The 14,448-nt window shown below is 60.9% G+C and carries 14 protein-coding genes; 9 read left to right on the top strand and 5 right to left on the bottom strand.

Translation table 11 applies throughout. From position 1 onward, the window contains the following. The first annotated feature begins 173 nt into the window (after positions 1–173). The 3 genes from C9383_RS27640 (at position 174) to C9383_RS27650 (ending at position 3,102) form a co-directional block, all read left to right on the top strand. Positions 174–1,010: a CvfB family protein gene (locus C9383_RS27640; RefSeq protein WP_060756116.1), complete on the top strand. Its 837-nt coding sequence runs from the start codon at positions 174–176 to the stop codon at positions 1,008–1,010. A 52-nt stretch (positions 1,011–1,062) separates the two neighbouring features. Continuing rightward, positions 1,063–1,461, top strand: a complete 399-nt coding sequence (locus C9383_RS27645) for a DUF2177 family protein (protein ID WP_090369427.1) — start codon at positions 1,063–1,065, stop codon at positions 1,459–1,461. Positions 1,462–1,659: 198 nt separating this feature from the next. After that, on the top strand, positions 1,660–3,102 hold the full coding sequence (locus C9383_RS27650; RefSeq protein WP_090369429.1) for an NCS1 family nucleobase:cation symporter-1: 1,443 nt from the start codon (positions 1,660–1,662) through the stop codon (positions 3,100–3,102). On the opposite strand, the gene C9383_RS27655 is transcribed toward C9383_RS27650, so the two are convergent. Beyond that, entirely contained in the window at positions 3,014–4,213 is a 1,200-nt protein-coding gene (locus C9383_RS27655; RefSeq protein ID WP_090369431.1) for an MFS transporter, read from the bottom strand. The genes C9383_RS27650 and C9383_RS27655 overlap by 89 nt on opposite strands. Before the next feature lie 104 nt (positions 4,214–4,317). Here C9383_RS27655 and ptrR point away from each other — a divergent pair, with 104 nt between their 5' ends. Together ptrR and C9383_RS28560 are read left to right on the top strand one after the other, a co-directional pair. Continuing rightward, positions 4,318–5,211, top strand: coding sequence for a putrescine utilization regulator PtrR (ptrR, locus tag C9383_RS27660; protein WP_060756112.1), 894 nt, complete (start codon positions 4,318–4,320; stop codon positions 5,209–5,211). Positions 5,212–5,355: 144 nt separating this feature from the next. Further along, on the top strand, positions 5,356–5,478 hold the full coding sequence (locus tag C9383_RS28560) for a PA1414 family protein (RefSeq protein WP_003193089.1): 123 nt from the start codon (positions 5,356–5,358) through the stop codon (positions 5,476–5,478). A 238-nt stretch (positions 5,479–5,716) separates the two neighbouring features. Here the strand turns inward: C9383_RS28560 and C9383_RS27665 are convergent, their stop codons facing one another. From C9383_RS27665 to speB, 4 genes are read right to left on the bottom strand one after another with little or no spacing between them, the layout of a single operon-like run. Continuing rightward, a complete protein-coding gene (locus C9383_RS27665) occupies positions 5,717–7,099 on the bottom strand; it encodes a sodium:solute symporter family protein (protein ID WP_060756111.1) in 1,383 nt (460 codons plus the stop codon). A gap of 23 nt (positions 7,100–7,122) precedes the next feature. Further along, complete coding sequence (locus C9383_RS27670) at positions 7,123–8,646, bottom strand: purine-cytosine permease family protein (RefSeq protein ID WP_090369433.1); 1,524 nt, start codon at positions 8,644–8,646, stop codon at positions 7,123–7,125. 21 nt (positions 8,647–8,667) lie between these two features. Beyond that, a complete protein-coding gene (locus C9383_RS27675; RefSeq protein ID WP_090369435.1) occupies positions 8,668–9,090 on the bottom strand; it encodes a YybH family protein in 423 nt (140 codons plus the stop codon). Beyond that, on the bottom strand, positions 9,090–10,040 hold the full coding sequence (gene speB / locus C9383_RS27680) for an agmatinase (RefSeq protein WP_090369437.1): 951 nt from the start codon (positions 10,038–10,040) through the stop codon (positions 9,090–9,092). Before speB ends, C9383_RS27675 begins: the two co-directional genes overlap by 1 nt. Before the next feature lie 292 nt (positions 10,041–10,332). On the opposite strand from speB, the gene C9383_RS27685 reads away from it, so the two are divergent. The 4 genes from C9383_RS27685 to rlmD all read left to right on the top strand — a co-directional run bounded on the left by C9383_RS27685 (position 10,333) and on the right by rlmD (position 14,324). Beyond that, on the top strand, positions 10,333–11,226 hold the full coding sequence (locus C9383_RS27685) for a LysR family transcriptional regulator (RefSeq protein ID WP_090369439.1): 894 nt from the start codon (positions 10,333–10,335) through the stop codon (positions 11,224–11,226). A gap of 6 nt (positions 11,227–11,232) precedes the next feature. After that, positions 11,233–11,838, top strand: coding sequence for a tRNA-uridine aminocarboxypropyltransferase (locus tag C9383_RS27690; RefSeq protein WP_090369440.1), 606 nt, complete (start codon positions 11,233–11,235; stop codon positions 11,836–11,838). A 231-nt stretch (positions 11,839–12,069) separates the two neighbouring features. Further along, complete coding sequence (gene cysM / locus C9383_RS27695) at positions 12,070–12,972, top strand: cysteine synthase CysM (protein ID WP_060756105.1); 903 nt, start codon at positions 12,070–12,072, stop codon at positions 12,970–12,972. Next, positions 12,972–14,324, top strand: a complete 1,353-nt coding sequence (rlmD, locus tag C9383_RS27700; protein ID WP_090369441.1) for a 23S rRNA (uracil(1939)-C(5))-methyltransferase RlmD — start codon at positions 12,972–12,974, stop codon at positions 14,322–14,324. Before cysM ends, rlmD begins: the two co-directional genes overlap by 1 nt. The last annotated feature ends 124 nt before the right edge of the window (positions 14,325–14,448 follow it).

The raw sequence follows: 14,448 nt of genomic DNA on the forward strand, positions 1-14,448 counted from the left end.
ACTCGAAACCATGGGGTATACGGCGCTGCGCATCCCTGGAAAAACTCAGGCGTTTGATCAGACGAGCGGGGCGTCGCCGCTGGAAGCCCGTGCCAGCCCGCGATTTTTCAGGCGCACGCGCGTGGTAGGCGCAACTCGGGTAGAATGCCGCCGACGTAATGAGGGTATTGGACATGGCTTTAGTCGGGCGCTACAACAGTTTGCAAGTGGTTAAACATACTAACTTCGGTTTGTACCTGGATGGTGCGCAAGACGGTGAAATCCTCTTGCCGAATCGGTATATCCCCAAAGATATTCCCAGTGAAGATGAAGACTGGCTTAACGTTTTCATTTATCTGGACAGCGATGACAAACTTATTGCCACGACTGAAAAGCCGAAAGTTCAAGTGGGCGAATTCGCCAGTTTGAAAGTGGTGGAAGTCAACAGCATTGGTGTATTCCTCGACTGGGGCTTACCCAAGGATCTGTTGCTCCCGTATTCGGAAGAAAAACGCCAGTTGAGTGCCGGCGATTACTGTGTGGTGCATGTCTACCTCGACAAGCACACCAAACGCATCACCGCCACCGCACGCCTGGATCGTTACCTGGACAAAACGCCGGCCAACTACCAGGTAGGCCAGGAAGTCGACCTGCTGGTGGCCGAAGCCACCGACATGGGTTTCAAGGCGATCATCAACAACAAGCACTGGGGCCTGATCCACAAGAACGAAGTGTTCAAGTTCCTGCGCCCCGGCAAGCAGGAAAAAGGCTTTATCAAAGAGATCCGTGCCGATGGCAACATCAGCCTGAGCCTGCAGCCGGTTGGCCAGGAAGCGGCGTCCAGCCTCAACTCGAAGATCCTCGCCAAGTTGCGCGAAAACAACGGCACCTTGCCGGTCAGCGACAAAAGCGACCCGGCGCTGATCAGCAACTTGTTCGGCGTCAGCAAGGGCAACTTCAAGAAGGCCATTGGTGCGCTCTACAAGCAAGGCCAGATTGTGATTCATGCCGATCGCATTGAACTAAGCTGAGCCCGGCTTGCTCTTCTGTAGGCGCCCATCGGCGCCTACAGAGGCTACATAAATGATGCGCAAAACACTCTTCGCTTACCTCGGCACCTTGCTCGCCTTTCTGCTGCTCGACGGCCTCTGGCTCGGCGTCCTGATGGGCCCTACCTATAAGTCCCTGCTCGGCTCGCTGATGCTCGATCAACCTCGCCTACTGCCGGCGGTGCTGTTCTATCTCCTGTACGCCGCCGGTTGTGTGGCATTGGTCGTGCTGCCAAGCGCCAGTTGGCAACGCGCCGCACGTCTGGGCGCGCTGCTCGGCCTGGTGGCCTACGGCACTTATGACTTGAGCAACTGGGCCACGCTGCAAGGCTGGTCTGCCGGTTTGGCGGTGATGGACATGGCCTGGGGCACCTTTCTCACGGCGGTCTGTTGTGCTGCCGGGTACCTGTGTGCACATCGGGTGCAACACTGATTGTGTACAGGATTCTTATGCACCGTTGCTGAGCGCCCCTCCTGCTTGTAAAGCCTTTGTAGTCCCTGTGGAACGCTGATTCAGAGGGATTGTGTGCCATTGGCACGTATTCTGCTGAATGCCTCGTATACAAACCGCGCCGCCTAACGTATGCACGCTGCGACGACAGCGCCGGCCGGTATTTCGAGGAGCCCAGCGATGACCGAACAACACCCCAAAGGCTATAGCCCGCGCCTGTACAACCAGGACCTGGGGCCTTTGCCGCAAAAGTGGACCTGGTACAACATCTTCGCCTTCTGGATGAGTGATGTGCACAGCGTGGGCGGCTATGTATTCGCCGCCAGCCTGTTTGCGCTCGGCCTGGCCAGTTGGCAGGTGTTGATCGCCTTGCTTGCCGGGATCTGCATCGTGCAGTTGATCGCCAACTTGGTGGCCAAGCCGAGCCAGCAGGCCGCCGTGCCGTATCCGGTGATCTGTCGGCTGGCGTTTGGTGTGTTCGGAGCGAATATTCCGGCGGTGATTCGTGGGTTGATCGCTGTAGCGTGGTACGGCATTCAGACGTACTTGGCGTCGAGTGCCTTGATCATCGTGGTGCTGCGCTTTTTCCCACAAATGGCGGTTTACGCAGAGCCGCATTTTGCAGGGTTGTCCTATCTGGGCTGGTTTGGCTTTCTCTGTTTATGGGGGTTGCAGGCCGCCGTGTTCTGGGCCGGCATGGAGTCGATCCGCCGCTTTATCGACTGGGCTGGGCCGGTGGTGTACGCGGTGATGTTTGCCTTGGCCGGTTGGATCGTATGGAAGGCCAGCTGGGCGAATATCAGTTTCACCCTGGCGGAAAAATCCCTGTCGGGCTGGCAAGCCTTCGGTCAGGTGATCGTGGCGACGGCGCTGGTGGTGTCGTACTTCTCCGGCCCCACACTGAATTTTGGTGATTTCAGCCGCTATTGCCGCAGCATGCGCGACGTACGGCGCGGTAATTTCTGGGGGCTACCGGTGAATTTCCTGGCATTTTCCCTGGTCACCGTGGTGATCGTTTCGGGCACGCTGCCGGTATTTGGCGAAATGCTTCACGACCCGATCGCCACGGTCTCGCGCATCGATAACAGCATGGCCGTATTGCTGGGAGCCTTTGCTTTCGTCACCGCGACCATCGGCATCAATATCGTGGCCAATTTCGTGTCGCCGGCGTTTGATTTTGCCAATGTGGCACCGAGCAAAATCAGCTGGCGGGCCGGGGGGATGATCGCCGCCGTGGCATCGATCTTTATCACCCCCTGGAACCTGTTCAATAACCCGCTGATGATCCACTACACCCTGGATATCCTCGCAGCGTTCATTGGCCCGTTGTTCGGGATTCTGCTGGTGGACTTCTACCTGGTCAAAAAGCAGAAGATCGATGTAGATGCGCTGTTCGATGACAGCCCGAGCGGGCGCTACTACTTCGACGGCGGGGTGAATTGGACGGCGGTCAAAGCCCTGGTGCCCGCGACGCTGGTGGGGGTTGCAATCACCTTCACGCCGGCGCTGCAGGGCATGGCCAACTTTGCCTGGTTTACCGGCTGTTTCCTGGGAGGGCTGTTTTTCCTGGTGCTTGCCCGGCGCGAGCAGGTTCGCTCGCCGACGCCGCTGGTTGCCGGTTGATCAGTATTACGCCCGCCAATATCAGGCCGCCGCCGGCAATCAGCAAGGCCGGTTGCAGGCCGCCGCTCCAGTGACTGCTCAGCGACGCCAGCAACGGGCCGCTCAATTGCCCGACGGCAAAGCTGGCGGTCAACAGCCCGGTGCTGCGCTGGTAGCCGTGGGGGGCGACTTCCCGCAAGCGTGCCATCACCAACTGCATGCAAGCCAGGAACGGTGCACCGCACAGCAATACGCCCAGCGCCAAGCCCCAGCCATTGCCCAGCAAGCAGGCGAACACCCCGGCCGCTTGTAGCCATAACGTGCTCATCAGCCAGTGGCGGGTGGTGTGCGGGTCTTTGCGGCGCAGGCTGGCGATCACCACGCCCATCGCGGCAGCCAGGCCAAAGCATGGCCAGAACAGATCGGCTTGCCAGGCGCCGTTGAATTGCGCGCTGGCCATTTGTGACAGGAAGGTCGCCGGAATGATGTAGCCCAGGCCATACAGGAAGTAAATCCAGCACAGATGCGCGATGCTGGCGTTGCCACCCGCGTGATGGACGTGGGCAACTGGCGCGATCGGCTGGGGTAGGAATGGCAAGGTCGCCAGCAGCATCAGCAGCGCCACGACGCCATACACCAACCACAGCGTTGCCGAGCTTTGCCCCAGACGGTTCGAGCCCAATGCCAGCAACCCGGTCAGCAGAATGCCCAGCCCCGGTCCGGCAAACACCAAGGCGCCCAGGCGTGCTCGCCCGGCGGCAATCGCCAGGGGCTGGCTCAAGCTGGTGATCATCACCAACGCCCAGGCACTGGCGACGCCGGTGCCAAAGCGCAGCAACAGGTGCGGCCAGAAGCCCTGCGCCCAATACGACGCCAGGGTCAGCAGCACGCAAAGCCACAGCCCGCCGTACATCCGACCTCGTACGTGGTGATGGCTGCGGGCGAAGATCGAATCCACTGCACCCACGAAGTAGCCCAGGTAATTGGCCGCCGCGATCAGCCCCGCGCCGGTCAGGTCGACCTGGCCTTCACTGAGCAGGTGGGGCAGTTGCGGGGTCAGCGCGAAGCGGCCAATGCCCATGGCCATCATCAAGGCGATAAAACTGGCGAGTAAGCGAATCAGGGGGGACATGTTCAGGTTTCCTGCAAGGCAGCGATTGACCTTCAGGCTAAATCGAGTTTACTTTCTGTAAAAATGAATAATATTGAGTAACTTGTTCAGTTTTGGAGAAAGGCGTGGAGTTCAGTCAATTGCGTATTTTCCAGGCCGTGGCGGAGGAGGGTTCCATCACCCGTGCGGCGGAACGCTTGCACCGAGTGCCGTCGAACCTGTCGACACGGCTCAAGCAGATGGAAGAGCAGCTCGGTGTTGAGTTGTTCGTGCGCGAGCGCCAGCGTTTGCAGCTTTCTCCGGCGGGCAAAGTGTTACTGGACTACAGCACCCGTCTGCTGGCGCTGCACGACGAAGCCCACGGCGCTGTGCAAGGCGGGCAACCGGCCGGCGATTTTGTGCTGGGCAGTATGTACAGCACTGCGGCGATTCATTTGCCGAAGTTGTTGGCGCGTTACCACAAGGCCTACCCGATGGTGAACCTGCAGGTGCAATCGGCGCCCAGCGGTGAGCTTTTGGAGGGTCTGATCGCCGGTCGCCTGGACGCGGCGCTGGTGGACGGCCCCATCACCATCGCTACCCTTGATGGTGTGCCCTTGTGCGAAGAACGGCTGGTGTTGATCTGCGAAGCCGATCACCCACCCGTGCGCGGCCCCCAGGATGTGGCGGGCCGCTCGGTATTCACCTTCCGCCGCAGTTGTGCTTACCGCGCACGCCTTGAAACCTGGTTTTCCCACGACCGTGTGGCCATGGGCCGGGCGATCGAGATCGAGTCTTATCAAGGCATGCTCGCCTGCGTGATTGCCGGTTCCGGTGTGGCATTGATGTCTGAATCCATGCTCGACAGCCTTCCGGGCAAGGACGGTGTGTCCGTTCATCCCCTGACCGGGCCTTTTGCCACTGCGACTACCTGGCTCATGTGGCGAAAGGGGATGCTCGGCGCTAACCTCAATGCATGGATTGACCTGCAGCAGGCAGGCAGAGCCGAGATCCTGCAAGACACGCGCGCGATCGCTTGAGCGATCCGTCAGGATTTAGATGAATTCAGTAATAGTTCGTTGTGTTTTCGTACAAGCAATACGTAAGACTTAAGGCTACTATCTGTAGGAAGCGGCGACAGAATTAGCGCCGACCCGCATTACCCTCAAAGGGGGGGCACCACCATGAAAGAGAAAATTCAGAACTGGCTCCATGACCTCGGCGTGGCACTCGGCTTGATCGAGCCGCCGCTGCAACCGGTGCCTATTCGTACGGATGATGAGCAACGCCGTCCCCGTCGCAGGTAAGCCCTGAGGCGCTCACGTGATCGTGGCCGTGATCATGCGGGCGTTGAGGGCGTGGGTCTTCTTCGGAGCGCCTTCCGTGCTCCGTATGCCTTACGCGGCCCCGTTTTTTATTATCGTGTTCCGAATGCAAGACCTGCGGCGGTCTGTTTGAGAAGGCTCGGTAGTAGCGCCAAAAAAAAACGGGCGCGACATCCGACGTCGCACCCGCTGAAGAAACCGCTTTAAATCCTGTTCCGTCTCAAACCGCCCGGGCTACCGATGCCTGGGGGCTGCGCGACAACATACTCACCACCACGAAGCTCACCAGCCCAATCGCCAGGCTGTAGTAGATCGGCGTATTCGCGTCCAACCCATCCTTGATCATGAATACCAGCGCCGTCACAAAGCCCAGGGTCATGGAGGTGATCGCGCCTGACGTGGTTGCCCGCTTCCAGAAGATCGCACCGATCAGTGGGATCAGCATGCCACCCACCAACAGGTTGTAGGCCAGGGTCAACGCGCTGATCACATCGTTGACCACCAGTGCGATGCCCAGTACGGCAATGCCGGTGAGCATGGTGAACAGGCGGTTGACCGCCAGGCTCGACGGTTTGCCGCCACGCAAGCGCGGCAGCAAGTCTTCGGTCAATACCGTGGAGGCCGCCAGTAAGCCGGCGCTGGCGGTGGACATCATCGCGGCCAGGGCCGCAGCAATCACCAGGCCGCGGATGCCATCCGGCAGCGAGGCTTTGACGATGGCGGCGAAGGCGTTGTTGACGTTGTCCAGGTTGGGGAGCAGTACATGCGCCGCCATGCCGATCAGCGCGCAGGCCAGGCCGTAGAGAATGCAGTAGAAACCGGCGAAAGTGCCTGCGTACTTGGCGACCTTTTCATCGCGGGCGGTGAACACTCGTTGCCAGATGTCCTGGCCAATCAGGATGCCGAAAAAGTAGATCATGAAGTAGGTGATGATCGTGTCCCAGCCGATTTCGGTGAAGCTGAAGTTCGATGCCGGCAGTTTGGCGACCAGCTCATCCCAACCGCCGACGCGGTACAGGCAGATGGGAAGCAGGATGAACATCAGGCCGACGGTCTTGATCACGAACTGCACGATATCGGTGAGGGTCAGCGACCACATGCCGCCGATGGTCGAGTACACCACCACCACGCCACCGCCCAGCAGCACCGAGACCCAGAACGGCAGGCCGAACAGCACTTGCAGTACGGTGCCAATGGCCAGGATCGAGGTCACGCCGATCATCAAGGCATAGGCCAGCATGATCACCGCACTCGCTTGACGAGCCATGGGGTTGTAGCGCTTTTCCAGAACCTGGGTGACGGTGAAGATTTTCAGCTTCAGCAGCGGCTTGGCCAGGAACAGGTTCAGCGCGATGATCCCGGCGCCCAGCGCGGCGCACAGCCAGAAACCGGAAATACCATGCACATAACCCAGGCGCACGGTGCCGACGGTGGATGCACCGCCCAGTACGGTGGCCGCCATGGTGCCCATGTACAGCGACGGCCCCAGGTTGCGGCCGGCCACCAGATAGTCCTCGTGGGTCTTGGCGCGGCGCATACCGTAATAGCCGAGCACGAGCATGCCGGCGGCGTAGATGAGTACGACGAATAAATCCAAAGCCATGACGGCGGTTCTCCGATTATTTTTTATTGTGCTGAAGGCGCTTGCTGTGGCGAGGGAACATGCGGTGGTGAGGGGGCACGCTCTCTTGCCACGACAGCCGGTCCATAAACCGAGGCCGGTTCGGGAAACAGCCGCAGCAAAGTCAGGTACACCACCGAGGCCAGCCCCAACGTCACCGGCAGGCTGATGTCGATGCCATCCGCCAGGTTGCCCAGCGGTCCGACAAACTGCCCCGGCAGGTTGACGAAGCACAGGCCCACCAGTGCACTCGGGATCCAGGCCCCGAGCCCGCGCCAGTTCCAGCCATGGTTGAACCAGTAGCGACCGCCGGTCTCACCACGGGTGAACACTTGCAGATCGTCCGGGCAGTAGAAGCCCCGGCGTACGATCAGGCCGATGATCATCATCACCATCCACGGCGTGGTGCAGGTGATGATCAGCACGGCGAAGGTCGAGACGCTTTGCACCAGGTTGGCGGCGAAACGTCCGATAAAGATGAATGCTATCGACATCACCCCGATCAGCAATGTGGCCTTGACTCGCGACAGCAGGCGTGGGAACACGCTGGACATGTCCAGCCCGGTGCCATACAGCGAGGTGGTGCCGGTGGACATGCCGCCGATCACCGCGATCAGGCACACCGGCAGGAAGAACCAGCTCGGCGCCACCGTCAGCAGGCCGCCGACATAATTGTTGGCCGCGATGTAGTCCGGCGCCTTGATCGCCACGATGGTCGCGGTGGCCAGGCCGAACAGGAACGGGATCAAAGTGGCGATTTGCGCGAGGACCACCGCCAGCATGATTCGACCTTTCGGTGTTTCACGCGGGATATAGCGCGACCAGTCACCCAGGAACGCCCCGAAGGAAATCGGATTGCTCATGGCCACCAGTGCGGCGCCGATAAACGCTGCCCAGAAACCCGGCTGACCCAGCGCTACAGTGCCGGCGAACTGGCTGTCGAAGGCCGGCGCAAACGCGAAGATCCCCAGCAGGAACAACAGGCTCGCCGCCCATACGGCGATACGGTTGACCCACAGCATGAAGCGAAAGCCGTAGATGCACACCGTGAGCACCAGGAGGGCGAACAGGCCATAGGCCAGACCCAGGGTCAGATCGGTTTCCGGCAGGCCAATCAGACGTTTCGCACCACCGACCAAGGCATCACCTGAACTCCACACCGAGAGTGAGAAGAAGGCAATCGCGGTCAGCAGCGACAGAAATGAGCCGACAATCCGCCCGTGCACGCCGAAGTGCGCACCGGAAGACACCGCGTTGTTGGTGCCATTGATCGGCCCGAACAGGCCCATGGGGGCCAGGATCAGCGCGCCCACCAGCACGCCCAGTACGATCGCCCAGACGCCGGCCTGGAACGACAGGCCGAACAGCACGGGAAATGAGCCCAGCACGGCGGTGGCAAAGGTGTTGGCACCGCCGAAGATCAGGCGGAACAGATCCTTGGGGCTGGCGGTACGTTCGTGGTCCGGGATCTGTTCGACCCCGTTGGTTTCTATTTTTCGAATACTTTTATCGTTGTTTTTATTATTCATGATCAGCTCCGATCACATTGGCTAATGGGGCGGCAGCCCTTCCGGCATAGCGGATAAATGTTCGTGACAGGCCAGCCACAGGCCCTCTTGTTGTTCTGCGCGCAACCGTTGCCGTCTGAAGACAATGGTTTCGCGTTCCTGGCTATTGAATTGCTCCCCGTTCATGCGCAGCTCGGTGGCCACGTCATGAATCAATATCGCCACGTCACCCTGCAGGCTGACGGTGGCGTTGCTTGAGGTGCAGGACAGCACCTCAAACCCCTCGTCCTGGCGCCAGCTGTCCCACAACGCCTGGTAGGCGTCGCGGCTGAGCAGTGGCTCGGGGAGGGTGTAGAACACAAAGGTGGCATCGGCCGTGAACGCGTCGAAATAAGCGGCGCGGTCATTGCGGGCAAACGCCGACACCAGGTCGGCGGCAGCTTTCAGCACGGCTTGCGTGCTCATCAGCGATGCGCCACGCCAGGCAGTACGCAGAGCATCTCGTACAGCAAGTTGGCGCCCAGCAGCGAGGTGTTGCCGGTGGTGTCGTACGGTGGCGAAACTTCCACCAGGTCGCAACCAATCAGGTCCAGGCCCTGGCAGCCGCGGATGATCTCGATCGCCTGGATGGTGGTCAGCCCGCCGATTTCCGGGGTGCCGGTACCGGGCGCCCAGGCCGGGTCGATGCCGTCGATATCAAAGCTCAGGTACACCGGGCCACCGCCGACTTTTTCACGTACTTCGGCCATCAAGGGGGCGAGGGAGTGGTGCCAGCATTCTTCGGCCTGAACCACGCGAAAGCCCTGTTTGCGGCTCCAGTTAAAGTCTTCGGCGGTGTAGCCCTGGGCGCGCAGGCCGATCTGCACCACACGGTCGCAATCGAGCAAACCTTCTTCCACGGCGCGGCGGAAGGTGGTGCCGTGGGCGATTTTCTCACCGAACATGTGGTCGTTGACGTCAGCATGCGCATCGATGTGCACCAGGCCGACCTTGCCGTGTTTTTTGTGGATCGCGCGCAGGATCGGCAAGGTGATGGTGTGGTCACCGCCCAGGGTCAGCGGGATCACGTCGTGGTCAAGAATCTCGTCGTAGGCTGCTTCGATGATGCGCACGGCGTCGAGCAGGTTGAACGTGTTGATCGCCACGTCGCCGATATCGGCCACCGACAGCGAGTCGAATGGGGCGGCACCGGTGGCCATGTTGTAGGGGCGGATCATCACTGATTCGGCGCGGATTTCACGCGGCCCGAAGCGTGTGCCGGCACGCAGTGAGGTGCCGATATCCAGGGGCACGCCGATAAAGGCGGCGTCCAGGCCCTGGGCCGTTTGCAGGTGGGGCAGGCGCATCATGGTGGCGATGCCGGCGAAGCGCGGCATTTCGTTGCCGCCCAGTGGTTGGTGGAAAATCTTGTCCACGGGAGTGCCTCATCGTTGTTTTGTTTATTAGCGGTCGATTCTGCGAAAAGCCCGTGGCGGGAAGAATCGGCAGGGGCAAATACTTAGTTCAGGTTTTTCTAAACTAATCCCCAGCGGTTAAACTCTCTGGGTTGTAGTGAGCGGGCTTTCCCCGCGCTGGGGGGCGAAGCCGCCCCAAATAAGGACGCCGCGGTGTGTCAGAAAGACCGAAGTGTCGGGGTTTAGGGCGGCTGCGCCCCCCAGCGCGGGGCAAGCCCGCTCACTACAGCCAACTGAACATTGTGGAGAGCTCATGGCCAACGCCTTGCCCGACTTGAAACTGCTGCGCATCTTCGTCAGCGTGGTGCGCCATCAGGGCTTCGCCAATGCGCAGCACGAACTCAACCTGTCGACGTCAGCCATCAGCACCTATATGAGCCAACTGGAGTCGGCGTTGGGCCTGGTGCTGTGCCATCGCGGGCGGGGCGGGTTCAGCCTGACCAGCAAGGGCGAGTTGTTCCATCAGGAAACCCTGCGCCTGCTCGGTGAACTCGAAGGTTTCGAGCAATACGCCGCCGCGTTGAAAGGCGAGTTGCGCGGCACCCTCAAGCTGGGCGTGCTCGACTCCACTGTCAGCGACAAGGCGTTGCCGTTTGCCGAAGCGATCGGCGCCTACAGCCTGGAACATCCGGCGGTGCATTTGCATCTGTCGGTGATGAGCCCGTACGAATTGCAATTGGGGGTGCAGGACAATCGCCTGGACCTGGCCATCGGCGCTTTTTCCAACCGCATGAGCGGGTTGATCTACATGCCGCTGTATCGCGAGCAGCACTGGTTGTATTGCAGCTCGCGGCACCCGCTGTTCAACGAGCGGCGCATCCCCGAACAAGTGATTACCCAGCAGCGCATGGTCGGCCGCGGCTACTGGAGCCAGGCGGAACTGGCGCGCCATGGCTTCAAGCACAGCGCCGCCACGGTGGAAAGTATGGAGGCGCAGCTGATCCTGGTGCTGTCCGGTGCTTACATCGGCTACCTGCCCGAGCACTATGCCCAGGCGTGGGCCGATAAGGGCGACCTGCGCGTGTTGCTGCCGGCGACCTTCGGCTACCAGGCGCCGTTCTCCATGATCATGCGTCGGGGTCGCAGCCGCGAGCCGTTGATCCAGACGTTCCGCGACTTGCTCAAAGCCCAGCTCAACCAGGCCTGAAAAACCATGTCCAGACCCCAATGTTCCCGTTGCCTCAGGCCCGCCACCCATTGCCTGTGCCCGTTGATCCCCTGCCTCGACAGTCGCACGCGAGTGTTGCTGTTGCAGCATCCGAGCGAGGTCAACCATGCGCTGAATACCGCACGCTTGGCGGCGTTGGGGTTGAACAATGCGCAGTTGGTGGTCGGCGAGGTGTTTGCAGATCTGCCGACCTTGCTGAACCCGCCCGGTTATCAGGCGCGGTTGTTGTTTCCGGCGGATGATGCCCAGCCTTTGCAGGCCTATGCGCCGGACGGGCAGCCCTTGTTGTTGGTGGTGCCCGATGGCACCTGGCGCAAGGCGCGTAAACTGTTGCACCTCAATCCGTTGTTGGCAGCTTTGCCGAGGGTGACATTGGCCGAGGGCGGTGTTTCGCGTTACCGGCTGCGCAAGGCGCCGGGGCCGGGGGCGCTGTCGACGCTGGAGGCGATTGTGCAAGCGCTGCAGGTGCTGGAGGCACCGGTATCGTTCGAACCGTTGCTCAAACCCTTTGAAGCGCTGATCGAGGGGCAGATTGCGGCGATGGGTGAGGAGGTGTTTCAGAGAAATCATGGTGATGGGCAGTCGGGTTAGCCCGGAGATCGAGGTGCGGCTATCGGGAGCAAGCCCCCTCCCACAGAGAATCGAGTGACACCATTGGAATGCGGTCATCTGTGGGAGGGGGCTTGCTCCCGATAGCGGTAGTACAGGCGCCCTTTAATCCACATATTCCAATAAGTAATAAACACCACACTTTGCGTGATATGGCCCGCCGGCCTTTCCCGGTATGATGTTCGCCCCCGCAGTCTGGATTGCGAATACGCCATGACCTTGCAGTACCCAACAATCGCCGATTGCGTCGGCAACACGCCCCTGGTCCGCTTGCAACGCATGGCGGGTGAAACCAGCAATACCCTGTTGCTCAAGCTCGAAGGGAACAACCCGGCCGGCTCGGTCAAAGACCGCCCGGCGCTGTCGATGATCACCCGCGCCGAGTTGCGCGGGCAGATCAAGCCTGGCGACACCCTGATCGAAGCCACCTCCGGCAACACCGGGATCGCCCTGGCCATGGCTGCCGCGATCAAGGGCTACAAGATGATCCTGATCATGCCCGACAACGGCAGCGCCGAACGCAAGGCGGCGATGACCGCCTATGGCGCCCAGTTGATCCTGGTCACCCAGGAAGAGGGCATGGAAGGCGCGCGTGACCTCGCCGAGCGCATGGCCGCCGAAGGTCGTGGCCTGGTACTGGACCAGTTCGCCAATGGCGATAACCCTGAGGCGCACTACACCAGCACCGGCCCGGAAATCTGGCGCCAGACCCAGGGCACCATCACTCATTTCGTCAGCTCCATGGGCACCACCGGCACCATCATGGGCAACTCGCGTTATCTCAAGGAGCAGAACCCGGCGATCCAGATCGTCGGCCTGCAACCGATGGAGGGCGCGTCGATCCCGGGTATCCGCCGTTGGCCCGAAGAGTACTTGCCGAAGATCTACAGCGCGACGCGCGTAGACCGCATCATCGACATGGCCCAGCGTGAAGCCGAAGACACCACCCGCCGTCTGGCCCGTGAAGAAGGCATCTTCTGCGGCGTGTCCTCCGGTGGCGCGGTGGCGGGCATGCTGCGCTTGTCCAGGGAAGTGGAAAACGCGGTGATCGTCGCGATCATCTGTGACCGAGGCGACCGTTACCTGTCGACCGGCATTTTCGACGAACCCAACTGATGGCCAAGCACGAAAGAGGCCTGCGCTTCCAGCCGACGGGCGGTAGCCGGGCCCCGCAGATTCCGGTGGGCAAGAAACAACGCCTGACCATCGAGCGCCTGGCCAATGACGGCCGTGGCATTGTGTACTTTGAAGGCCGTACCTGGTTCGTCAATGGCGCCCTGGCCGGTGAGGACGTGGAAGCGCGGGTGTTGGGCGCTCATGGCAAGATCGTCGAGGCGCGCACCGAGCGCGTATTCACCGCCAGCGAACTGCGGCGCCCGGCACCCTGTGCCCACGTGGGGCGTTGTGGTGGCTGCAGCGTGCAGCACTTGCCCCATGCCGAACAACTTGCCCTGAAACAGCGCATGCTCGCCGAGCAATTGTCGCGTGTGGCCGGTGTTGAGCCGCAGGAATGGGCGGCGCCCTTGAGCGGCCCGGAATTTGGCTACCGTCGCCGCGCCCGCGTGGCCGTGCGCTGGGATGCCAAGGCGAAAAAACTTGAAGTGGGTTTTCGCGCCGTGGCCAGCCAGGACATCGTCGCCATCGATGATTGCCCGGTGCTGGTACAGGCCTTGCAGCCGATCATGCAGCGCTTGCCGAACCTGTTGCGCCGGCTGAGCAAACCGCAGGCCCTGGGGCATGTCGAGTTGTTCAGTGGTACCTCCATCGCCGTGTTGCTGCGGCATATGGCGCCGTTGTCGGAAGCGGACCTGCAGCTCTTGAAAGAATTTTGTGCCTTCCATGAAGCCCAGCTGTGGCTTCATGGCGAAGGACAGCCGGAGCCGGTCGAAGCCGATGCCGTCTTGGGGTTTCGATTGGAACAGTGGGATCTGGAGCTGGCTTACCGGCCTGGCGATTTCGTCCAGGTCAACGCCGCAGTCAACGCGGCGATGGTCGCCCAGGCCCTGGAATGGCTGGCGCCACAACCCGACGAGCGGGTGCTGGACTTGTTTTGCGGGCTTGGCAACTTCGCCCTGCCACTGGCGCGTCAGGTGCGTGAAGTGGTGGCGGTGGAAGGTGTGCAGGCCATGGTGGACCGGGCGGCCGCCAATGCCGTCAGCAATAATTTGCATAACGCACAATTTTTTCAGGCCGATTTGTCCCAGCCTTTGACTGACACAGAATGGGCCAAACAAGGCTTTTCTGCGGTACTCTTGGACCCACCCCGTGACGGTGCCCTGGAAGTTGTGCGCAAGCTTGCGACCTTCAAGGCCAGGCGTCTGGTGTATGTGTCCTGCAACCCGGCCACGCTGGCGCGGGACACCGTTGAGTTGGTCAAGCAAGGCTACCGGCTAAAGCGTGCCGGGATCCTCGACATGTTTCCGCAAACCGCGCATGTCGAGGCCATGGCGTTATTTGAAGCGGGCTAGGATGCCCGTTTAATCCGACCGGCCTTGTAGTCTCCAGGGCCTGTGACCTGCCGGGGAGAGTGCAGTACAAGGTCGGCGATGATTTTTGACGCATCGAAGGTGCGTCGTAGGGAAGGTAAGCAAG

The sequence above is a fragment of the Pseudomonas palleroniana genome, assembly GCF_003031675.1.
GTDB lineage: Bacteria > Pseudomonadota > Gammaproteobacteria > Pseudomonadales > Pseudomonadaceae > Aquipseudomonas > Aquipseudomonas palleroniana.